This window comes from Catenuloplanes sp. NPDC051500 (assembly GCF_044454585.1).
Lineage (GTDB): Bacteria > Actinomycetota > Actinomycetes > Mycobacteriales > Micromonosporaceae > Catenuloplanes.
In genome coordinates this window covers 289456-310011 of sequence record NZ_JBITDX010000003.1, presented here as the reverse complement: position 1 = coordinate 310011, position 20556 = coordinate 289456, and the positions used below count along the sequence as shown (strand labels likewise).

Sequence of the window (20556 nt, the reverse complement as noted above, 5' to 3'; positions counted from 1 at the left end):
CTGCGCTTCCCTGTCGACCCTGGATAGCCTCCGCCCGGCCATCACTCTCAACGGGGGAGGACATCACAGTGAGTTCCATACGAAGATCGTTCTGGGCGGTGACGCTCGCGGCCGCAAGCACGCTGATCGCCGTCGCTGCCACGCCCGGCGCCGCGCACGCGGCCGGCGGCACCCCGCTCGACCTGCCCGGCTACGGCGACATGATCGTCGATGAGGAGCACGGGCAGGTCTACATCAGCGGCGGCGCGGGCGGCAACGGCGTACTTGTCACGTCGCTCGGCGGTGACTACATCACCACCATCCCGAGCCAGTACGGCGCCACCGGGCTCGTTCAGGACGCGGACACCGAGTGGCTCTACATCGCGCAGGCGGCCGGCGACGCCATCACTGTCGTCGACGTGCACACGTACCAGCAGGTCGCCCGCTACCCCACCGGCTCACAGACCTGCCCGACCCACCTCGCCCGCGTCGAGAACGTGATCTGGTTCGGCTACGGCTGCCAGGGCGGCACGTTCAACGGCGGCATCGGCCGGCTCGACCTCGGCGCGGAGGAGCCGGAAGCCGTCACCGGCCAGCAGCCGGACAACGTGCGGTTCCAGCGCGCGCCACTGCTCACCGCGGTCGCCGACTGCGCGGAAGGGCCGCTCGTGGTGGGGCAGCCACAGCTCAGCCTCTCCACCGTCTACGTCTACGACATCGACCCGTCTTCCCAGACACTGACGCGACGTACCTCCGGCACCGCGCCCGGCAGCAACCTCAACGACCTGGCCATCGAGAAGTACGGCGACACGTTCTTCACCGCGGCCGGCTCACGCAACACCGTTCCGGCCTACGCCACCGCCGACCTGTCCGGGCGCGGCTCCTACTACACCGGCTACTACCCGCTTGCCGTCGCACCCGCGCCGGACGGCTGGTACCTCGCCACGGGCGTGCGCTCCACAAGCGACGACATCTACTTCTGGGAGACCGGCGGCGTCCAGCCGATCTCGCGGATCAACCTCGGCGACGACGTGGTCCTGGCCCCTCGTGGGCTCGCCTGGGCCCAGTCCGTCGACCACTACTGGCTCTACGCCATCACCCAGTCACCGACCGGCGGCCAGCCGACCCTCCACATCATCTGGAACCCCTGGACGCCGTAACAGTCCTGGTGCGGCGGGGCGACCCGCCGCACCATGCCCGGCCGGAACGGGTCGCCGGAGGAAGGCCGCCCGATGAGGGTCAGTCGCGCGACCAGGCCGCGAAAGCGGACCGCAGCCGATCCGTAGCGGCCCGATCCAGCCCGTAGTCAGCGAACTCGTCGTCATCGAGATCGTCCAGCCGGCGCATCGCAGCCGCGATGTCGGCGCCGGACAGGTCCGGCTCATGCTCGTGGGCGAGAGCGAGCAGCTGGTCGCGCGTGAAGCCGTTGGCGAGCGCGGCGGCGACATCGATGTAATCGCGCGTCTCGTTACGACCCGTCAGCGCACAGAATTTCGACCCGAGCAGATCGTCCAGGTGCACGACCGGCCCCAGTTCCATCAGCACCGGCGGGCGCTGCCGGGGCATGCACGCCAATGACATCTGCACCTCCGCCTCGCCGACCGTCACCGACAGTTCCTCAAAGGCGTCGTCCATGCCGTAGAAGGTGTCGGACAGATCCGTTTCACCGACGGCATGGGCCACGTCGAAACCGCAGGCACTCAACGCGTCACGCACCACAGGTAATGCGTCGCGGACGCCACCCTCTCGATCCGTGAAGAGATCTACGTCCTCGGTGGGACGCTGCACGAGACCATGGGCCACGAGAGCCTGGCCGCCGCCGAGCGCGAAGCCGTGTGAGTCGGCCACCTCAAGAGCGCGCCTGGCCAGCTCGACCCGGAGAGCGAAACGGTCGTCGGTCACGCGGCCCACCGCTGGGCCAGCCACCGCTCATACGTCGGGTTCACCTGGTCCGGTGAGGCCTCCCGGATCGCGCTCAGAGACGGGTGCGACATCTCCCAGACATGCCGGACGCCGTGCGGCAGGTGAAGCGACGGCCACAGCGCTTGCAACGACTCGCCGTCGAGCCACTCGACGAGGTCCTTGTCGCCCCGGGCCTCCCGCAGCACGATCTCGTAGAGCCGCCGGAGCTTCCGCGGGTCGGCGAGGTCGAAGGTGCGGACGTTGACGGCCTGCCACATCAGGTGGTGCGGCAGTGTCACGGTGCCTGAGGTCGGGCCGTGCAGCGCGGCCAGATCCTTGATGACCACGACGGCCTTGCCGGGCCGGGTTCCTGTCCAACGGGTCACCCGGCCATCGTACGTCTGTACCCCTAGATCATGAGGGGCCGTCACTCTCAGGAGGCGTCGGTCGAGGCCTTCGCGGGAGCGGCCCGCTTCGCCGGGGCCTTCTTCGCGGCGGTCGCGGTCGTCGCCTTGGCCGCCGTGGTCTTCTTGGCGGCCGCCGTCGTCTTCTTAGCCGTGGTCTTCTTGGCAGTCGTCTTCTTCGCGGCGGTGGCCTTCTTGACCGGGGCGCCGTCCGCCGCCTTCTTGGCCGGGGCCTTCTTCGCGGCGCGCTTCTTCGCCGGGGCCGGGCCCTTGGCGCGCTTCTCGGCCAGCATCTCGCTGGCCTCCTGGAGCGACAGCGCCTCCACGGTCTGGCTGCGGCGCAGCGACGCGTTGAACTCGCCGTCCGTCACGTACGGCCCGAAGCGGCCGTCCTTGATGACAAGCGGCTTCTCGGTGGCGGGGTCGTTGCCCATCTCGCGCAGCGGCGGGGCGGCGGCGCGACGGGCGCCACGGGTCTTGGGGGCGGCGAGGCGGGCCAGTGCGTCGTCGAGCGTGACCGTGAAGATCTGCTCCTCGCTGTCAAGCGAGCGCGACTCGTCGCCCTTCTTCACGTACGGCCCGTAGCGGCCGGAGAGCGCGAACACCTCGGCGCCGTCCGGGGCCACACCGACCAGACGCGGCAGCGAGAGCAGGCGCAACGCGTCGTCGAGCGTCAGCTCTTCCGGCTTCTGGCTGCTCAGCAGCGAGGAGTTCTTGTCGCCGCTTGACACGTACGGCCCGAAACGGCCGGCCTTGAGCACCACCGGCTCGCCAGTCTCCGGGTGCTCGCCGAGCTTGCGCTCACTGCCGGCGCCGCCGAGGAACAGCTCGTCGACCTTCTCCGGGGTGAGCTCGTCCGGGGCGAGCGCCTCCGGGAAGGACGCGCGGTCGGCCTCGTCCGGCTCGGCGGACGGGTCGTCGGTGTGGTGGGTGCGCTGCAGGTACGGCCCGTAGCGGCCGACCCGGACCACGACGTCGCGGTCCTCGGCGTCCCGGAACAGCGGGATCGAGTTGACGCTGCGTGCGTCGATGTCCGCGATGTTCTCAGTGACCAGCTTCTTCAGGCCGCCGGCCTTGGCGATGGACGCCTCCGCGCCGACGCCGCTGCCGAAGTAGAACGAGGTGAGGAAGTCGGCGGACCGGGCGTCGCCGCCGGCGATCTCGTCGAGCTGGTTCTCCATCGAGGCGGTGAAGTTGTAGTCGACCAGGCCGGGGTAGTGCCGTTCCAGCAGGCCGACCACGGCGAACGCCAGGAACGACGGGATCATCGCCTGGCCGCGCTTCGTCACGTACCCGCGGTCCTGGATGGTCTGCATGATCGACGCGTAGGTGGAGGGCCGGCCGATGCCCATCTCCTCCATCGCCTTGACAAGCGACGCCTCGGTGTAGCGGGACGGCGGCTGGGTCGAGTGACCGATCGCGTCCAGCTGCTCGGAGGTCAGCGGCTGGTCCTTGACCAGGGTCGGCAGGCGGCGCTCGGCGTCCTCGGCCTCGGCGCTCTCGTCGTCCGAGGACTCGACGTAGGCGCGCAGGAAGCCGGGGTCGGTGATGGTCTTACCGGTGGCGCCGAAGTCGGCCTCCTCGCCCGCGGTGGAGACCGCGCGGATGCGCACCGAGACTGAGGAGCCGACCGCGTCGGTCATCTGGGACGCGATGGTGCGGCGCCAGATCAGCTCGTAGAGCTTGAACTCCTCGCCGGACAGCTCGTTCGCCACGTCGCCGGGGGTGCGGAACACGTCGCCGGCCGGGCGGATCGCCTCGTGCGCCTCCTGCGCGTTCTTCACCTTGCCGGTGTAGCGGCGCGGCTGCGGCGGCACGCTCGACGCGCCGTAGAGCTCGGCGATCTGGCTGCGCGCGGCGGTGATCGCGGACTCGGAGAGGTTCACCGAGTCGGTACGCATGTAGGTGATGTAGCCGTTCTCGTACAGCCGCTGGGCGGTACGCATCGTCTGCTGCGAGCTGGAGCGCAGCTTGCGGGCCGCCTCCTGCTGAAGCGTGGACGTGATGAACGGCGCGTACGGCCGGCGGCGGTACGGCTTCTCCTCCACCCGGGTGACCTGGAACGGCCGCCCGTCGAGGCGTGCGGCCAGCCCACGGGCGCCGTCGCCGTCGAGGTGGACCACTCCGGAGCCGGGGCGCACCTGGCCGGTGGTCGGCTCGAAGTCCTTGCCGGTGGCGACGCGGTCCCCGTTCAGCGCGATGAGCGAGGCGTTGAACGTGCGCGGGCCGTCGACCTGCCCGGACACGGCGAGGCGGGCCAGGATGTCCCAGTACTCAGCGGTGCGGAACGCCATGCGCTGGCGCTCGCGCTCGACCACGATGCGGGTGGCGACGGACTGCACGCGGCCCGCGGAGAGGCCGGTGCGCACCTTCTTCCACAGCACCGGGGAGACCTCGTAGCCGTAGAGACGGTCGAGGATGCGGCGGGCCTCCTGCGCGTCGACCAGGTCGCGGTCGAGCTCGCGCGGGTTCGCGACGGCGGCCTGGATGGCCGGCTTGGTGATCTCGTGGAAGACCATGCGCTTGACCGGGACCTTGGGCTTCAGCGTCTCGATCAGGTGCCAGGCGATGGCCTCGCCCTCGCGGTCCTCATCCGTGGCGAGCAGAACCTCGTCCACGTCCTTGACAAGCGAGCGGAGCTTCGTGACCTGCTTCTTGCGGTCCGGCGAGACGACGTAGAGGGCGGTGAAGCCGTTGTCCACGTCGACGCCGAGCCGGGCCCACGGCTTGTCCTCATACCCGGAGGGAACCTCGGCGGCGTTGCGGGGCAGGTCGCGGACGTGCCCGAAGCTGGCCTCGACGACGTAACCCGGGCCAAGGTAGCCCGAGATCGTCTTAGCCTTCGCCGGTGACTCGACGATGACCAGACGGGTGCTCTTGGCGTTGCTCGGCACGTTACTCCTGACCTCGATGGATCCCCTGCGGTTTGGTGGATCGCCTGTTCATTGGCGCACGGACAGCGTATGGGCGGAATCGGCCACGGCTGATCATGCACGCCGCCGCGCCAACCGATCCACGGTAACGCGGTCTGCGTGCGAAGGGTCGCGCGGGACCTTCGGCGACCCACGCTACCGGGCCGCCGGCGCCATGGATCGGCAACGCCGGTCGCGCGACCGCTGTTCCCCCCAACGGTGTCCGGTGCCCGGAAACGGTCGGCACGGACCTGCACCATCGTGCCGGTCTATGTCTCGGTCATCCAGTCACCGTAACTGTCGGAGATTAGACAGTACACCGGGGGTCAGCGTGGCCAGGCCGACTCGGGTGCCGCGTCGGGACGTGGTCCGACCAGGTCGGCAAGGCGGGCGATGCGACGGCGTCCGGAGATGCGCAGTCCAGGCTCACCGTCACGCGGTGTGGTGAGGCGGCTGGGCAGCCCGACCGCGTGCAGCGCGGCGCGGACCGTCTCCCAGATCGGCTCGTCGGCCACACCGAGTCGAAGGACATATCCGGACGGATCCGGCGCGCCCGACGCTGCCACCCAGAGCCGGAGCCGGAATCCGTTGAGGAAGAACGCACGCGGCGGGCGTTTGGCGGCGCCCTGTTCGCGCAGCCAGGCACGGCCGAGCGGCATCAGCGTGGTGGCGTAGGCGGTGCGGACCTCAAGCCGCTCGTCCTCGGTGCGGGACCAGGTCGCCTGCAGCCCACGGCGGATGATCTCGGGCACCAGCACGTGCACCCGCCAGGGTTCGGAGACGGTCACCGAGACGCGCGCGGTGCCACCCATCCGGACGATCTCGCCGGGTCCGGCCAGCAGTCCCGCCAGGTCGGCCACGCCCGGGTCGTGTGCCTCCACCCCGAAAAGAGAAGGCTGCCCCCGTACCGTGGCGGGATCTTGATCTTGATTTTGCTCGTGCCTTTTCCGCCGTGGCCCCTTTTCAAGATCAAGATCTTGCGGGGGTACGTCCGGGAGGCCCGGAATCGGCGGATTGACCCACACTCAACGACACTCCGGCACCTGGTCGAACGCCTCCCGCAGCTCCTCCGACTGCAGCGACGACGTGTCGAGCGCGGTCTTGTCGTACTCCGAATCGAGCGTGGTGACCACCTGCTCGACGCCCGTGTAGAACGCGCCGGCCTGGGACGTGTCAAGCGCCTCGATGCCCCGCAACGCCTTGTCGTAGGCGTCCCGGACGCCGCTGAGCGAGGTCAGGAAGCCCTGCGCGACCTTCTCCCCGTCGTCCACGTCCGGCGTCCCGGCCCGTTCCACGCCCACGCGCGCGGTCTCGCTGGCTTCCTTCGCGCCCTGGAACAGGCGAACCAGGTTCTCCTGGGCGGCGCCCGGCGTGGTCTCGGCGCTCATCTGCTGCTGGGCACGGGCGGTGAGCGTGCTTATCTCCGTGCGCCACGGACCCAGCGCCTGACAGACCGCGGAGGCCCACGCTTGCGGCGTGGCGCCACCGCCGCACGCGGCGAGGAGCAGGACGAGGGAGGTGAGGACCGCGGTGCAGGACACCATGCGGGGGGTGCGCATGGAGAGCAGCGTACGACTGCGGGTGATGAACGCGCGATGCCGCCGCGGAGCAGGCGATCTCCCCGGCGGCATGCTCGTTGATCAGGCGCTCACGATCTCCTGCTTCGGTGGTACCGGAGTGCCCGCGCTCGGCGCCGGCGGCTCGTCGCCCATCGAGATCGACTTCCGCTTGATCCACACCACGGCCGCCACGATGATCAGCGTCGCCACCGCGGCGAGCCCGATCCGGACCGGCGTGTTCGCGTCCGCGCCGTAGGTGAGCGTCACCACACCGGGGGCGATCAGCAGGCTGACCAGGTTCATCACCTTGAGCAGCGGGTTGATCGCCGGGCCGGCGGTGTCCTTGAACGGGTCGCCGACCGTGTCGCCGATGACCGTCGCGGAGTGCGCCTCGGAGCCCTTGCCACCGTGCGAGCCGTCCTCGACAAGCTTCTTCGCGTTGTCCCACGCACCGCCCGAGTTGGACAGGAACACCGCCATCAGCGTGCCGGTGCCGATCGCGCCGGCCAGGTAGGACGCGAGCGCGCCCGGGCCGAGGCCGAAACCGACGGCGATCGGCGCCATGATCGCCAGCAGACCCGGCGTGAGCAGCTCACGCTGTGCGTCCCGGGTGCAGATGTCGACCACCCGGCCGTACTCGGGGCGCGTGGTGCCCTCCATGATCCCGGGGTTCTCCCGGAACTGGCGGCGCACCTCGACCACTACCGCGCCCGCCGACCGGGAGACCGCGTTGATCGCCAGGCCGGAGAAGAGGAACACCACAGCGGAGCCGATCAGCAGGCCGACCAGGTTGCGCGGGTCCGACACGTTGAGCAGCGCGTCGATCGACAGGGTCTCCCCCGCGTCCCGCAGCGTGGTGGTGATCGTGTCCCGGTACGACCCGAACAGCGCGGTCGCGGCCAGCACCGCCGTCGCGATCGCGATGCCCTTGGTGATCGCCTTCGTGGTGTTGCCGACCGCGTCCAGCTCGGTGAGCGTGCGCGCGCCGGCCTCGTCCACGTCGCCGGACATCTCCGCGATGCCCTGCGCGTTGTCCGAGATCGGGCCGAACGTGTCCATCGCGACGATGACGCCGACAGTGGTCAGCAGGCCGATGCCGGCCATCGCGACAGCGAACAGCGACAGGATGATCGAGCCGCCACCAAGCAGGTACGCGCCGAACACGCCCGCGCCGATCACCAGCGCGGAGTAGACAGCGGACTCCAGGCCGACGCTGATGCCGGCCAGGATGACTGTCGCGGCGCCGGTAAGCGAGGACTTGCCGATGTCCTGCACCGGGCGCTTGTTCGTCTCGGTGAAGTAGCCGGTCAGCGCCTGGATCGCGGCAGCCAGCACGATGCCGATCACGACCGCGCCGATCGCCAGGACCCGCGGGTTGCCGGTGAACTCGGCGCTCACGTTCGGGTCCTCGAAGCCGGCGAACGAGTTCGGCAGGTAGAGGAACGTGACCACTGCGACAACTGCCGCGGACAGCGCCGCGGAGATGTAGAACGCGCGGTTGATCGCGGTCAGGCCGTTGCGGTCGGACGGGCGCAGCCGGGTGATGAAGACGCCGACGATCGCGATCAGCACGCCGACCGCGGAGACGATCAGCGGGTAGACCAGGCCGTCCTCGCCGAACGCGGCGCGGCCCAGGATGAGCGCGGCGACAAGCGTCACCGCGTACGACTCGAACAGGTCCGCTGCCATGCCGGCGCAGTCACCCACGTTGTCGCCCACGTTGTCCGCGATGGTCGCCGGGTTACGCGGGTCATCCTCCGGGATGCCCTGCTCGACCTTGCCGACCAGGTCCGCGCCGACGTCGGCGGCCTTGGTGAAGATGCCGCCGCCGACCCGCATGAACATGGCCAGCAGCGCGGCACCGAAGCCGAAGCCCTCAAGCACCGTGGGCGCGTCACCCTTGTAGAGCAGCACCACGAGCGAGGCGCCGACCAGGCCGAGGCCCACGGTGAGGAAGCCGACCACGCCGCCGGTGCGGAACGCGATCTGCATCGCCTTCTCCCGGCCGCCCTGCTTCTCGTTCGCCGCGGCGGCGACCCGGAGGTTCGCCCGGGTGGCGAGTGCCATGCCGGCGCCGCCGATGAACGCGGAGAAGACGGCGCCGACCACGAAGAACGCGGACCTGCCGATCTTCACAAGCGTCTCGTTGCCGTCGGTCTCGTGCACCGGAAGCAGGAAGAGCAGGATGAGGGCGATCACCACGAAGACGGCGAGCGTCTTGAACTGGCGGGTGAGATAGGCCGACGCGCCCTCCTGCACGGCGCCGGCGATCTCCTGCATGTTGGTCGTTCCCTTACCGGCTGCCAGCACACCGCGGACGAGCGCGAGTGCGAAGCCCAGCGCCACCAGCGCGATGACCGCGGCGACGACGACGTACGAGAGATTCGTACTGGTAAGGGACAGCCCATCGCCGGCGGCGACGATTCTGTACCCGGACATCGATGTCCTCCTCAATTCCTACCGAGCGCGCACCAGCCGGCGGACGAACCGGTGGCCGCAGCCACGCGACCGTGGCAGCATCCGGCCCTCGCCCAGACGGCGGGGCGGAAACAGTACGTAATGACCCGCGTACTGTAGCGGTCACCCGTGTTGAGGGTCACAGCCGGAGCCGTCGTGTCGTGATGATGTTGGCAACTGTGTTAGCCCCGGCGATTCATCGGGGCTTGTCTGTAGGCACAGTCAAGGTCATCAGGTCGGTGGGCGCAACCGGGCGCACAAGATCAAGATCCTGACCTGGGGGTACGGCACCGGGAGCGCAGCAGGGGCATCTACCGGCGTTTATTCGGTTTTAGCGGACTTTATGGGCATGGCCGGTGGGCTGCGGCATTCGATGTCGCATTTCGATCACGGGGTGTGATCTGTGTCTCGATCGCCACAGTGCGAAGGTGCGGCGCGAGCGAGACCGTCCCAGCGCGACACCTCGACCTCGCCGATCCCCGCTCCCGACTCGGATGCGGCGTGACGGTCGTGGCCTTTCCGCCGTGGCCCTTTCCGCCGTGGCCCTTCCGCGCCCTACTCGGACACAGCGCGACCACCGTGGGCCTCCCCGCACCCGGCGCGGATGCAGGGCGACCACTGGCGGCCTTCCGCACCCGGCGCGGATGCGGCGTTGCCACCGCGTGTCTCCCCGCGCCCGGCTCGGATGCGGCGCAACCGCCGTGGGCCTTCCGCATCCGGCGCGAATGCGGCGTGGCTACCGCGCGTCTCCCCGCACCCGACTCGGATGCGACGCGACCCCCGGTAGGCCTTCCCGCACCCGCTCCGATGCAGCAGGGGCGGGCTTCGACTCGCGTTCCGCACACCCGGCACGCATCCAGCACCCGGCATGCGCGACTTCATCCCGCCGAGCAGACGCACCCGCGGGCTTCCTCGTGCACCTGTCAGGCGTGCGAGGCGAGAGCGGACGCCGGCCGGAATGCCCTCGGAGCGCACCGTGGGCGGACCGGGTCGTACCGAGGAAGGCCTGTGAATGTGGTTTTGATCTTCAGTTACGGCGTCAGGCGGCGTGCGTGGGCCAGGCCATGCGGACCTCGGTGCCCACGCCCTCTTCCACCGGGCGCACCTGGAGATCATCCACAAATCCGGCCAATAGTGCAAATCCGACACCGGTGGTCAACTCGTCGTCGGAGAGCGACTCGTTGGCCAGTTCGTCCGGCGGAATCGACGGGATGCCCAGACCGGCCTCGATCGGCGCGCGGTCGATCACCCGAACGGTGTACGAACTCTCGTCGGACATCTCCACCTGGACCGGCGCGAACACGCCGTACTGCCGGTGCAGCGCGACCGCACGGGCACAGGCCTCGCCGATCGCCAGCCGAACCTCGTCAAGCAACTCCTCCGCCACGCCGGCGCGGCGGGCGACGGCCACGCCCACCAGACGGGCGGTGCGCACGTGCACAGGCGCTGGTGAGAAGGCCAGTCGGACAGTCGCCATCACGCGGTAGGGCCGGAGTCCGCGCCCGCCCCGCCCGCAGCCTGGACGGCCGCGTCGACCGACGGATAGATCGGGAACACCTGGTCCAGCGCGGTGATCCGGAAGATCTTGAGCAACGGCTCCTTCGCGCACACCAGACCGAACGTGCCGCCGACCGGGCGCAGACGCTTCAGCGCCCCGACGAGCACGCCGAGCCCGGTCGAGTCGAGGAACTCGACGCCGCCCAGGTCCACGATCACGCCACGCACGCCACCGTCGATCAGCTCGACCAGTCGTTCACGCAGCCGTGGCGCGGTGTAGACGTCGACCTCGCCACCCACCTCCAGGACCGTGTGCCCGGCGACGGTGCGGGTCGCCAACTGCAGCTCCATCAGTCCTCCTCGGCTTTGGCGGCGCAAAGGTGCGGTCGCGCCAAGTCGAATCTAACCATCGGGCGGGCCGGGTCGCATCGCGCGGCCCCGTGCTTCCCCGTTCTCGTTTGGGTTTTCCGCACACCAGTGCGAGAGTGCAGGACGTGGCGAACACCGCGCTCCCCCCGGCCGAGCTGCTGCGGCGCCTGCACACCTCCCCCTCCGTGACGCACGTGGAACGCGTTCCACCCGCCGCCGGAGACCCGGTCGACTGGCCCGCCTGGGTGCCCGCGGACCTGCGCGCCGCCCTTGCCGCACGCGGCATCCCGCGGCCGTGGCGACATCAGGCCGAGGCCGCCGCGCTCGCCTGGTCGGGCCGGCACGTGGTGGTCGCCACCGGGACCGCGTCCGGCAAGTCGCTCGCCTACCTGCTGCCGGCCCTGTCCGCGCTGGCCGCCGACCCGAAGGCCACGGTGCTCTACCTCGCGCCGACTAAGGCGCTCGCGGCCGACCAGCTCCGTGCGGTCCGCGCCCTGGCTCCGGGGGTACGCCCGGCCTGTTACGACGGTGACACCCCGCAGGAAGAGCGGGAGTGGATCCGGGCGAACTCGCGGTTCATCCTGACCAACCCGGACATGCTCCACCACAGCATTCTCCCCAATCACGGTCTCTGGTCCGCCTTCCTCCGCCGCCTGACCCACGTCATCGTCGACGAGTGCCACGTCTACCGGGGCTTGTTCGGCTCGCACGTGGCCCACGTGCTGCGCCGCCTCCGCCGGACGGCGGACCGGTATGCGCCGGTGGCGTTCGGCGCGGGCAACGGCGGTCCGGATCGCGACGGGACGGCATCGGGAGCACGTTACGGCCGTGCGGTCACGCCCGGTGCGGTGACTCCAGATGCGGTGACTCCGGATGCGGTGACTCCCGGTGCGGTGACTGCGGGTGCGGTGACTGCGGGTGCGGTGATTCCGGCTCAGGGTGCGGTGGGGGTCGGCGGGCATCGGGGCGGGGCGGTGGCGTCGCGCGGGCGGGTCGTGCGGCGCGGGCGGGCCGTGTTCCTCCTGGCGTCCGCGACCTCCGGTGATCCGGCGGCGACCGCGACCCGGCTGGTCGGACTGCCGGTGACCGCCGTGTCCACGGACGGGTCGCCGCGGGGCGGTGTCACATTCGCACTGTGGGAGCCGCCGCTGCTGCCACCCGGCCTCAGCGCCGCCGACCTCGCCGAGCCGGACCCGGACCCGGACGACCAGCTCGCCATCCCGTCCGTCCGGCGCTCCGCGTTGCGTGAGACCGCGGACCTGCTCACCGACGCGATCGTGCACGGCGTGCGGACGCTGGCCTTCGTCAGGTCCCGGCGCGGTGCCGAGGTGGTCGCTGCCATCGCCCGCCGGTCGCTGGACGAGGCCGTGCCCGGCCTGGGCGCGCGCGTCGCCGCCTACCGGGCCGGCTTCCTGCGCGAGGAACGGCGCGCGCTCGAACACGCGCTGCTCAGCGGCGAGCTGCTCGGCATGGCCTCGACGAACGCGCTTGAACTCGGCGTCGACCTGGTCGGCCTGGACGCGGTGATCATCTGCGGCTATCCCGGCACCCGGGCGTCGCTGTGGCAGCAGGCCGGGCGCGCGGGCCGTTCCGGCGGCGAGGCGCTGGCCGTCCTGGTGGCCCGCGACGACCCGCTGGACACGTACCTGGTGCATCACCCGGACGCGCTGTTCGGCCGTCCCGTGGAGGCGACGGTCCTGGACCCGGCCAACCCGTACGTGCTCGGCCCCCAGCTCTGCTGCGCCGCCAACGAGGCCCCGCTGACCGCCGACGATCTGGAGCTCTTCGGCGGCCAACCGGCCGTGGCCGCGGCGGAGGCGCTGGTCCGGTCCGGCGCGCTGCGACGTCGTCCCACCGGGCTCTTCTGGACCCACCGCACCCGGCCGGACGTGGACCTGCGCGGCGGCGGAGGCGCGCCGATCAACGTGGTCGAGTCCGCCACCGGCCGCCTGCTCGGCACCGTCGACCCGGCGTCGTCGCACATGATGGTTCACCCCGGCGCCGTCTACCTGCACCAGGGCAGCTCTTTCGTGGTGGAGGACCTGGACCTCGACGACGCGGTCGCGCTGGTCCGCGCGGAGGAGCCGGACTGGACCACGCACGCCCGCGACGTCACCTCGCTCGAGGTGACGTCGGTCCGCGAGTACGTCGACGCCGGCCCGGTCGGGCTGTTCCTCGGCGAGGTCGACGTGCACAGCCAGGTCGTCTCCTATCAGCGCCGGCGCATCGGCTCCGGCGAGGTCATCGACACCCGGCCGCTCGACCTGCCGGTCCGTGAACTGCACACGGTCGCGGTCTGGTTCACCATCACCCCGGACGCGCTGGAGGCCGCGGGCGTGGAGCCCGTCGACTTCCCCGGCGCGCTGCACGCCGCCGAACATGCCGCGATCGGCCTCCTTCCCCTGGTAGCCACCTGCGACCGCTGGGACATCGGCGGCATCTCCACCGCCGCACACCCCGACACGGGCTTCCCGACCGTCTTCGTCTACGACGGCCACCCGGGCGGCGCCGGTTTCGCCGAGCGCGCCCACGCGGTCGCCGCCGACTGGCTCCGCGCCACCCGCGAGGCCATCAGCTCGTGTGCCTGCGATACCGGCTGTCCCGCCTGCGTCCAGTCCCCCAAGTGCGGGAACGGCAACAATCCGCTGGCCAAGGACGCCGCCGTACAGGTTCTTGACGCGGTCCTCGCCGCACTTCCTGCCGCCCGCTAATCGCGGGATCCGCCAGGCGACACGCTTCATGATGCCGATCGATGCATGGGAGCGCTACCATGCCTCTTTCAGCACCGCGCTTCCGCACTCCAGGCCGCACTTCGACCTCAAGGGAGCACCACCGTGGCGAACACCATGTCCGACACCGTCGAGCTCGTCTACAGCATCGATCCCGACACCCTCACCGTTGACCAGCAGATCGCGCTGGCCCAGGCCTACGCCGCCCTGGCCCAGGCCGAACGCCTCGACTGGATCTACCAGCGCCTCGACAAGATGCATCAGCTCCTCGTCGCCATCAACGTCCGCCTTCCCTCCCCATCAGCCACCTCCCACGCGGCCTGACCCGGCCTGCCAGGTCCGGCCGCGGGCGGATCCGGCCCACCGGCTGGCAGCCAGGTGACCTCAGGCGTGGCGCCGGGCGTGGCCGCGGGCGACGCGGAGGAGCTGGAGGTGGCCGCCGGTGAGTCGGGCAGATCGTCCGGTCCGGCCGGTGCGGTCGCCGGCCCGGCGTGCGCCACCGCCACGGTCGTCGCGTGCAGGCCGGGCCACGGCTCCACGGCCAGCTCGACGCGCACGGCGAGGTTCAGCCCGTCCGCCGCACAGAGCAGCTGCCGGGCGCCGTTCGCCGTGACCACGCGCGCGGCCTGCTCACAGGCGACCGCCTCACCGCGCACGACGAGCGGCGCACCGGCGAGCGCCCCGAGGTCCGCCGCGCTCTGCGCCCGTCGGTGCGCGGTCTCCGCCCCGATAACGGCCGCGCCGAAAATGCCCGCGGAGACCAGCAACAACCCCACCGCCAGCACCCAGAGCGAAGCCCCACCGCGATCCGGCACCATGCGAAGGCGCGGACTCCCAGAACGGGTCACCGCCAAGCACGAGCGCGCACAACCGCCCGACGCCGCCCGAGGGCGCGCACAACCGCCCGACGCCACACAGGAACTCGCACGACCGCCCGATGTCACGCGCGAGGCTGCACGACCGCCCGACGTCTCACGCAAGCTCGCAAAACCGCCCAACGCCGCACGCGAGGTTGCACGGTCGCCCGACGCCATACGCGAACTCGCCACACCGCCCATCGCCAAGCCCGCGCGCACGTTCGCAACACGTGGCGACGCCACGCGCCGACCTCGGCCAGCGTGAGCATCCGCCACTCCGCACGCGTCCAGGCTCACGACATGGGCTGTCGGCACGACTCCGCACCCCGCGGGCGCCAAAAGCGCACCACCGCCATCGCCGGCCGTCATTCGGTGACCACCGTGACGCCCGGCTCGACCGCGGCCACCGCCGTGCCGGTCGCGCGGAGCTGAGGGAGGTCGAAGCCGAACGTGCGGACCGGTACCGACACCACGGCCCTTACCTGGCCGCCCTCGTCATGTAGCTCGATCGACGCTCCAGGAGGAGCAGCAGCCGCCCCGGCCTCCAGGCCCGAACCGCCGCGTGCGGCCGCCAGCGCGGCATCCCGCGCGGCGTCGTAGCAGCGGCCCCGGTCGGATGCGGCAGTCACCGTGGTGAGCCCCACCGAGAGCAGCATCATCATCGCGGGAAGCGCGGCCGCGAACTCCACGGTGAACGCGCCCTGATCGCCGCCCGCGGGCCGCTGACCAGTCCTACCGGCATGGCGCTCCACAGCTGCCGGAGCGGATGCCAGGTCGCACCCGCCCACCGCCGTCGGCGACAGCGGCGGCCACACCGGCTCGGCCCGCATCGGGACCGGGTGGAAGCGCTCGGCCGGAAGGAAACGCGCGGCGACGGCACGGAACACGCGGCCGGCGACGCCGATGTGATGGTGGCGACCCCGATATCCAAGGTTGATCATTTGAGGGCCCGCTCGATCACGTCGGTCAGGGCCTTCTGAATGTTCGGGCTGGTCAGCACCTTGAGCAGGATCGCGGCGAAGGCGACGGCGGCAAGCGTGCCGACCGCGTACTCCGCGGTGTTCATGCCGGCGTCACCGCGCAGGCGGCGGATGAGTGGGCGGAGTCGTGCGCCGAGACGGCTGAGGGTCGAGTCGAGCATGGGTTTCCTCACTTCACAGGGTCACAGCAGGTCGCTGAGGACGGCGATGATCACCGGCGCGAGGCCGGCGAGGATGAACGCGGGCAGGAAGCAGAGACCGAGCGGCAGCACCACGAGCACACCGGCGCGGTGCGCGGCCACCTGAGCGGCGATCGCGCGATCGGATCGCAGGTCGTCGGCGAGCCGGGTCAGTGCCCCGGCCAACGCCGCCCCGCTCGCGCTGGACCGGACCGCGGCCGCCACCAGCCGCTCGGCGCCCGGTACCGGAGTCAGGTAGCCCCACGCCTCCTCCGCCGGCGCACCGAGCCGCAGCGCCCGTGCCACCCGTCCGAGATGGACGGCGAGGGGTCCGCCGAGCGCCTCGGCGACCGCGGCCGCGGCCCGGTCGACCGGCGCGCCCGCGCGGAGCGTGGCGGAAAGCAGGTCCGCGGCCAGTGGCAGGTCGGCGACGGCCCGCAGCCGCACGTGCCGGGCTGCGGCCGGTTCGAGCCTGCGCAGAACGAGGAATGCCGTTACCGACGCACCGGCGCCGAGCCCGTACCCGGCCCACCCGCCGACCGTCAGCGCCACCGCCACTCCAGCGCCGGCCGCACCGGCGAGCAGCAGCACAAGCCGTGGGCGCTCCTGCCCAGGGCTCTCGACTCCACGTCCAGGCGCCCGCCCCACTGCCCCGCGCGGGGCCGCTCCGGACACGCTCGGGCCGCCGGCGTACTCGGCGGCATCGAGCGCGTCGGCGCCGCGCGGGGCCCGGAAAGTTCGCTGTAGCTCCGGCGCCCACAGACCTGCGAGCGCCGTTATGCCCGCGACCGCGGCCAGCGCGACGGCCCAGATCACGACGCCACCCGTGCTATGGCGCCCGGGAAGCCGGGAAGGCCGGCCCGGAACGCACGCCGACGCCGCCGGCCCGATGCGAGAGAGTCCGACGGGCGGGGCGGGAGCGGCGGCAGCCAGGCGGGAAGGGTGACATCGCAGCCGGGAACCGCACGGCCCGGCAGCAGGGCGAGCGTGCCGCAGAAGCTCAGGAACGAGAACGTGGTCATGGCGTGACTCCCGGCGTGGCAAGACGGTTGGCCCAGGCGAGGCCGGCGGATTGGAGAAGCACGGCCCCGGTCGCGCACGCGGCGCCGACCGGGGTGTGGAGCAGGACGTGCAGCGGGTCGACGCCCATGAACACGCCGAGGACGAGACCGCCCGCCGGCAGCCCGGCGAGGAGCCAGGCGGTGGCGCGTGCGCCTGCGGCCTCGGCGGCCGCGGCGGCCTCACCCCGGGCCAGTGCACGGGTGTCTGACTCGATGCGTTCGACCAGGTCGGCCAGGGGTGCGCCGGTACGCTCCGCGAGCCGCCACGCGGCAGTGGTGAGGCGCCCGATGCGCGGGTCCGCAAGCACGGGCGGGTCGGTGCGTGGCAGGCCGGCCCGCAGATCCGCCGCGAGCGTGCAGAGCGCGTCAAGCGTCTGGGTGCGCGCCCGCATCTCTGCCCGGGTAGCGGCCGCATGCAGCACTCCGCGCGCGGCCAGCCGGCAGTAGACCGCCGCCAGCATTCCCACCGGCCCGGCCACCAGCAGCCCGGCCAGCGCGGAGACCGTTGTGATGCCCGCGACCAGCACACGGGTCCTCACGACGCGTCCCCGCCGAGCGACACCCGTTGCCGAAGGACTGTCACCTGGGCCGAACGCGGTGATGAGACCGGCGCCCGCAGCAGGTGAGGCACCGGCACCTGCCGGTCGGTCAGCAGCCCGGCCAGTTCGGCCGCGGCCGGACCCGGGCCGAGCCCGAGCTGCCAGACGGTCCGCGTGGTCAGCAGCCGGTCGGGCCCCTCCGGCGCGAGCAGCGAGATCGAGTCGACGACGCGGCCCCGGGTCGTACGTCGCAGGTGCACCAACACCTGAAGCGCGGCCGCGACCTGCGCGTGCAACGCGGCCCGGGGCAGACCGCCGACGATGCCGAGCGCCTCCAGCCGAGCCGGCACATCCGACGGGTTGTTCGCGTGAAGCGTGCCCGCGCCGCCGTCGTGGCCGGTGTTGAGGGCCGCGAGCAGATCGACGACCTCCGCGCCTCGGCACTCGCCGACGATCAGCCGGTCGGGACGCATGCGCAGCGCCTGCCGGACCAGCGTGCGCAGGTCGACCGCGCCGGCGCCCTCGACGTTGGAGACGCGGGCCTGCAGCGTGACGACGTGCGGGTGCCGGGGGCGCAACTCGGCGGCGTCCTCGACGATCACGATGCGCTCGGTCGGCGGCACCAGGCCGAGCAGCGTGTTGAGCATGGTGGTCTTGCCGGAGCCGGTGCCGCCGACCACGAGGTAGGCGAGCCGGGCGGAGACCACGGCCAGCAGGATCTCCGCGACCGGCCCGGGGAGGGTGCCGGCGAGCACGAGGTCCCCGAGGCGGTAGGGGCGCTGCCGGAACGTCCGCAACGACAGGTACGGCCCGGTGGTCGCGATCGGCGGCAGGACCGCGTGCACGCGGGTGCCGTCCGGGAGCCGGGCGTCGACGAACGGCTGCCCGTCGTCGAGGCGGCGTCCACAACCGGCGGCGAGGCGCTGGGCGAGGCGGCGTACGTCGTCCGGCCCGCCCATCGTGATCGGTGCCCGGACCAGGCCGTTGCCCCGGTCCACCCACACGTCCGTCGCGTTGACGAGGATGTCGGTAACCGCCTCGTCGGACAGGAGCGGGGTCAGCGGCCCGGCGCCCACCAGGTCGCCGTGGACCCGCTCGGCGAGGCGCAGCACCGCGCCGCGGCCGAGGTCGGCGGCGCCGGGGTCGGTGCGCACGGCGGCGACCACCGCGGCCTCGGTCGCATCCGCCCCGTCGACGGTGAATCGTTCCCGCACGCGGGCGGAGAGCCCGGCCGCGCCCCTCATGCCGCCGCCTCCCCCGTGCCACGGCCCGGGTGGGCCGTGAGGAGGCGGCGGCAGAGGTCCACCAGCGGGCCGGGCCCGTCGGCGGGCGGCACCTCGCCGCGGGCCAGGGCCGTGCGGAGCGCTGGGTCGCTCCGGTACGTCCCGGCGACGGCAAGGCGCACGGTGCGGGCGACGTCGTCCGTGGGAAGCGTGTCCGCTGACGCGTCCCGGACGATCGCCGCGAGGTGACGGCTGTGCGGCCGGGCGAGCGCGGCAACCCTGCCCGCCGCGAGGCAGGCGCGCAGTTCGGCGGGAATGACGAGGTACGTCCGGTCGGCGTTACGCAGCACTGCCTCGCCGATCAGGCCGAGGTGTCGTGGCAGGTCGACCACGACCAGGTCGCGCTCGCGGCGGGCGGTGTCGAGCGTGGTGACGGCCGCGTCGGCGAGCACGTCCCCCGGCCCGGCCGTCTCGAGGGTGAGCGCCACAAGCTCGCCCGGCCCGGGTCGGTCGAACTGTCTCAGCCCGAGCATCAGGTCGAGCCCGCCGCCGAGCGGGTCCGCGTCGAGGAGCATGACGCGTTGCCCGGCGTGGGCCGCGGTGACCGCGAGCGTGACCGCGAACGTGCTGGTCCCGGCGCCACCACGGCCGCCGAGCAGCGCGATCACGTGCCCCGGTGGGGCGAGCGCGACGGCGCCGAGCCGTGTGACGAGCCAGCTCGCCGCGGCCGGGAGCACGGCAATGTGCTCGACACCGAGCCGCCGGATCAGGCCGGGAGGTGGATCGTCGACGGCGATGCGGCCGACGAGCACGACCGCGCGACGGCGGAAGCGGGCGCGGTCGAGCGGCTCGGTCTGGTCGGGGCCGACCAGGACGATTGACGCACGCTCGTAGTGCGGGCGGGCCGCGGCCGGGTCGGTGGCGACCTCGAGCTCGGTGCCGGCCATCGCGGCGAGGCGCAGCAGATCGTCGAGGAGCGCCTCGTCGGCGGTGACGACGAGCGGCCGGGAACCGGTGCGGGCCATCGAAATCCCTCCGAAGTCCGGGGAAGTGCCGGAAGACATCGAGAGAAGGCTCGCCGCTCGTACCCATGCGTGAGGACCGCCTGTGGATAACTTTCCTGCCTGTGGACAGGCCGCCGAGCAGGCTCTCAGCTGGTAGGGAACACCCGAACACCCGCCGAGCGAACGTGAATGATGTTGGGTATGTTGATCGCCGGTACGGCATTGGAGCGATGCCCATGGAGATCACCTGCGAGCTGTCCCCGGATTCGGCCGCGCACGGACCCCTGGTCGTGGTCTCGATCGAGGGCGAGGTCGACTACACAAATGCCGACGAGATCACCGACGAGATCTGGAACGTGCTGGCCGAGCACGCCCCCGCGGCGATCCGGATCGACCTGGAAGCCGCGACGTTCATCGACTCGACCGGACTCGGCGCGCTGATCGCCGGCTACCGCGCGGCGGCGGATGCGAACTGCGCTTTTTCGGTCGCCTCACCCAGCCCGGCCTTCCGCCGGGTCCTCGCGGTCACCGGCCTGAGCGCTCTCTTCGGCGTGGAGTCACCGGAAACGACCGCGCGACACGAGCCACAAAGGACCGGGGAAAGGTGACGACCCCCGTCGGGGGGTGACGGGGGCCGTCCGGGGGTCCGACTCCGGGGGGGTCGAGCCGAACCCACTCGGCAGTCACGGGGGGTGCAACCGCCGAGGGCCTTCGGGCGACACCTCAGAGGACGTGAATCGGCGTCGCGATCCTAAGGATGCCTGAAGTCGGCCGCGCACGTCGAGTGGCGAACGCTTTATGACTCTCGACACGCCGCGTTGCGGACAGGACCCCACCCGAGATCACCTGCAGAATCACGGGCGAACCGGCGGAAACTCCGGCGCCGCTCCGGCTCTCTGGCACGG

The 20556-nt window shown here is 71.7% G+C and carries 20 protein-coding genes; 4 read left to right on the top strand and 16 right to left on the bottom strand.

What is annotated here, in order from left to right; genetic code table 11:
* Positions 1–68: 68 nt before the first annotated feature.
* Positions 69–1139: a YncE family protein gene (locus ACIA8K_RS07990; RefSeq protein ID WP_396056217.1), complete on the top strand. Its 1071-nt coding sequence runs from the start codon at positions 69–71 to the stop codon at positions 1137–1139.
* A gap of 79 nt (positions 1140–1218) precedes the next feature.
* On the opposite strand, the gene ACIA8K_RS07985 is transcribed toward ACIA8K_RS07990, so the two are convergent.
* The 8 genes from ACIA8K_RS07985 to ACIA8K_RS07950 form a co-directional block, all read right to left on the bottom strand.
* Positions 1219–1881 carry a nucleotidyl transferase AbiEii/AbiGii toxin family protein gene (locus ACIA8K_RS07985; protein ID WP_396056215.1) on the bottom strand — a complete coding sequence of 221 codons (663 nt, stop codon included), beginning with the start codon at positions 1879–1881 and terminating at the stop codon, positions 1219–1221.
* Positions 1878–2267, bottom strand: a complete 390-nt coding sequence (locus tag ACIA8K_RS07980; protein ID WP_396056213.1) for a hypothetical protein — start codon at positions 2265–2267, stop codon at positions 1878–1880. Before ACIA8K_RS07980 ends, ACIA8K_RS07985 begins: the two co-directional genes overlap by 4 nt.
* A 47-nt stretch (positions 2268–2314) precedes the next feature.
* Positions 2315–5179: a type I DNA topoisomerase gene (gene topA, locus ACIA8K_RS07975; RefSeq protein ID WP_396056211.1), complete on the bottom strand. Its 2865-nt coding sequence runs from the start codon at positions 5177–5179 to the stop codon at positions 2315–2317.
* 344 nt (positions 5180–5523) lie between these two features.
* On the bottom strand, positions 5524–6078 hold the full coding sequence (locus ACIA8K_RS07970; RefSeq protein WP_396056209.1) for a hypothetical protein: 555 nt from the start codon (positions 6076–6078) through the stop codon (positions 5524–5526).
* A gap of 144 nt (positions 6079–6222) precedes the next feature.
* Entirely contained in the window at positions 6223–6756 is a 534-nt protein-coding gene (locus ACIA8K_RS07965) for a hypothetical protein (RefSeq protein ID WP_396056207.1), read from the bottom strand.
* 81 nt (positions 6757–6837) lie between these two features.
* Positions 6838–9195 (bottom strand): sodium-translocating pyrophosphatase, encoded by a 2358-nt coding sequence (locus ACIA8K_RS07960; protein WP_396056205.1) that lies wholly within the window; start codon positions 9193–9195, stop codon positions 6838–6840.
* 1057 nt (positions 9196–10252) lie between these two features.
* Entirely contained in the window at positions 10253–10693 is a 441-nt protein-coding gene (locus tag ACIA8K_RS07955) for an ATP-binding protein (RefSeq protein WP_033339216.1), read from the bottom strand.
* Positions 10690–11061, bottom strand: coding sequence for an STAS domain-containing protein (locus ACIA8K_RS07950; RefSeq protein ID WP_033339217.1), 372 nt, complete (start codon positions 11059–11061; stop codon positions 10690–10692). The genes ACIA8K_RS07955 and ACIA8K_RS07950 overlap by 4 nt, the downstream gene beginning before the upstream one ends.
* Before the next feature lie 107 nt (positions 11062–11168).
* Here ACIA8K_RS07950 and ACIA8K_RS07945 point away from each other — a divergent pair, with 107 nt between their 5' ends.
* On the top strand, positions 11169–13790 hold the full coding sequence (locus ACIA8K_RS07945; RefSeq protein ID WP_396056202.1) for a DEAD/DEAH box helicase: 2622 nt from the start codon (positions 11169–11171) through the stop codon (positions 13788–13790).
* Positions 13791–13913: 123 nt separating this feature from the next.
* Positions 13914–14132, top strand: a complete 219-nt coding sequence (locus tag ACIA8K_RS07940) for a hypothetical protein (RefSeq protein WP_396056200.1) — start codon at positions 13914–13916, stop codon at positions 14130–14132.
* On the opposite strand, the gene ACIA8K_RS07935 is transcribed toward ACIA8K_RS07940, so the two are convergent.
* The 8 genes from ACIA8K_RS07935 to ACIA8K_RS07900 all read right to left on the bottom strand — a co-directional run bounded on the left by ACIA8K_RS07935 (position 14069) and on the right by ACIA8K_RS07900 (position 19672).
* On the bottom strand, positions 14069–14626 hold the full coding sequence (locus ACIA8K_RS07935; RefSeq protein ID WP_396056198.1) for an Rv3654c family TadE-like protein: 558 nt from the start codon (positions 14624–14626) through the stop codon (positions 14069–14071). The genes ACIA8K_RS07940 and ACIA8K_RS07935 overlap by 64 nt on opposite strands.
* A 404-nt stretch (positions 14627–15030) precedes the next feature.
* Positions 15031–15606, bottom strand: a complete 576-nt coding sequence (locus tag ACIA8K_RS07930; protein WP_396056196.1) for a TadE family type IV pilus minor pilin — start codon at positions 15604–15606, stop codon at positions 15031–15033.
* Entirely contained in the window at positions 15603–15731 is a 129-nt protein-coding gene (locus ACIA8K_RS07925; RefSeq protein ID WP_396056718.1) for a DUF4244 domain-containing protein, read from the bottom strand. The genes ACIA8K_RS07930 and ACIA8K_RS07925 overlap by 4 nt, the downstream gene beginning before the upstream one ends.
* A 96-nt stretch (positions 15732–15827) precedes the next feature.
* Positions 15828–16499, bottom strand: a complete 672-nt coding sequence (locus tag ACIA8K_RS07920; RefSeq protein ID WP_396056716.1) for a type II secretion system F family protein — start codon at positions 16497–16499, stop codon at positions 15828–15830.
* A gap of 137 nt (positions 16500–16636) precedes the next feature.
* Positions 16637–16846 carry a hypothetical protein gene (locus tag ACIA8K_RS07915; RefSeq protein ID WP_396056194.1) on the bottom strand — a complete coding sequence of 70 codons (210 nt, stop codon included), beginning with the start codon at positions 16844–16846 and terminating at the stop codon, positions 16637–16639.
* Positions 16843–17424, bottom strand: a complete 582-nt coding sequence (locus tag ACIA8K_RS07910) for a type II secretion system F family protein (RefSeq protein WP_396056192.1) — start codon at positions 17422–17424, stop codon at positions 16843–16845. The genes ACIA8K_RS07915 and ACIA8K_RS07910 overlap by 4 nt, the downstream gene beginning before the upstream one ends.
* Positions 17421–18668: a TadA family conjugal transfer-associated ATPase gene (locus tag ACIA8K_RS07905; protein ID WP_396056190.1), complete on the bottom strand. Its 1248-nt coding sequence runs from the start codon at positions 18666–18668 to the stop codon at positions 17421–17423. Before ACIA8K_RS07905 ends, ACIA8K_RS07910 begins: the two co-directional genes overlap by 4 nt.
* Positions 18665–19672 (bottom strand): P-loop NTPase, encoded by a 1008-nt coding sequence (locus ACIA8K_RS07900; protein ID WP_396056188.1) that lies wholly within the window; start codon positions 19670–19672, stop codon positions 18665–18667. The genes ACIA8K_RS07905 and ACIA8K_RS07900 overlap by 4 nt, the downstream gene beginning before the upstream one ends.
* 215 nt (positions 19673–19887) lie before the next feature.
* Between ACIA8K_RS07900 and ACIA8K_RS07895 the strand changes: the two genes are divergently transcribed.
* On the top strand, positions 19888–20259 hold the full coding sequence (locus tag ACIA8K_RS07895) for an STAS domain-containing protein (RefSeq protein ID WP_396056186.1): 372 nt from the start codon (positions 19888–19890) through the stop codon (positions 20257–20259).
* Positions 20260–20556: the final 297 nt, after the last annotated feature.

Coding starts and splice junctions, on each gene's coding strand:
- ACIA8K_RS07965 (WP_396056207.1), bottom strand. CDS start 6,756: ATGCGCACCCCCCGCATGGTGTCCTGCACCGCGGTCCTCACCTCCCTC.
- ACIA8K_RS07960 (WP_396056205.1), bottom strand. CDS start 9,195: ATGTCCGGGTACAGAATCGTCGCCGCCGGCGATGGGCTGTCCCTTACC.
- ACIA8K_RS07950 (WP_033339217.1), bottom strand. CDS start 11,061: ATGGAGCTGCAGTTGGCGACCCGCACCGTCGCCGGGCACACGGTCCTG.
- ACIA8K_RS07935 (WP_396056198.1), bottom strand. CDS start 14,626: ATGGTGCCGGATCGCGGTGGGGCTTCGCTCTGGGTGCTGGCGGTGGGG.
- ACIA8K_RS07930 (WP_396056196.1), bottom strand. CDS start 15,606: ATGATCAACCTTGGATATCGGGGTCGCCACCATCACATCGGCGTCGCC.
- ACIA8K_RS07925 (WP_396056718.1), bottom strand. CDS start 15,731: ATGAACACCGCGGAGTACGCGGTCGGCACGCTTGCCGCCGTCGCCTTC.
- ACIA8K_RS07915 (WP_396056194.1), bottom strand. CDS start 16,846: ATGACCACGTTCTCGTTCCTGAGCTTCTGCGGCACGCTCGCCCTGCTG.
- ACIA8K_RS07905 (WP_396056190.1), bottom strand. CDS start 18,668: ATGAGGGGCGCGGCCGGGCTCTCCGCCCGCGTGCGGGAACGATTCACC.
- ACIA8K_RS07900 (WP_396056188.1), bottom strand. CDS start 19,672: ATGGCCCGCACCGGTTCCCGGCCGCTCGTCGTCACCGCCGACGAGGCG.
- ACIA8K_RS07895 (WP_396056186.1), top strand. CDS start 19,888: ATGGAGATCACCTGCGAGCTGTCCCCGGATTCGGCCGCGCACGGACCC.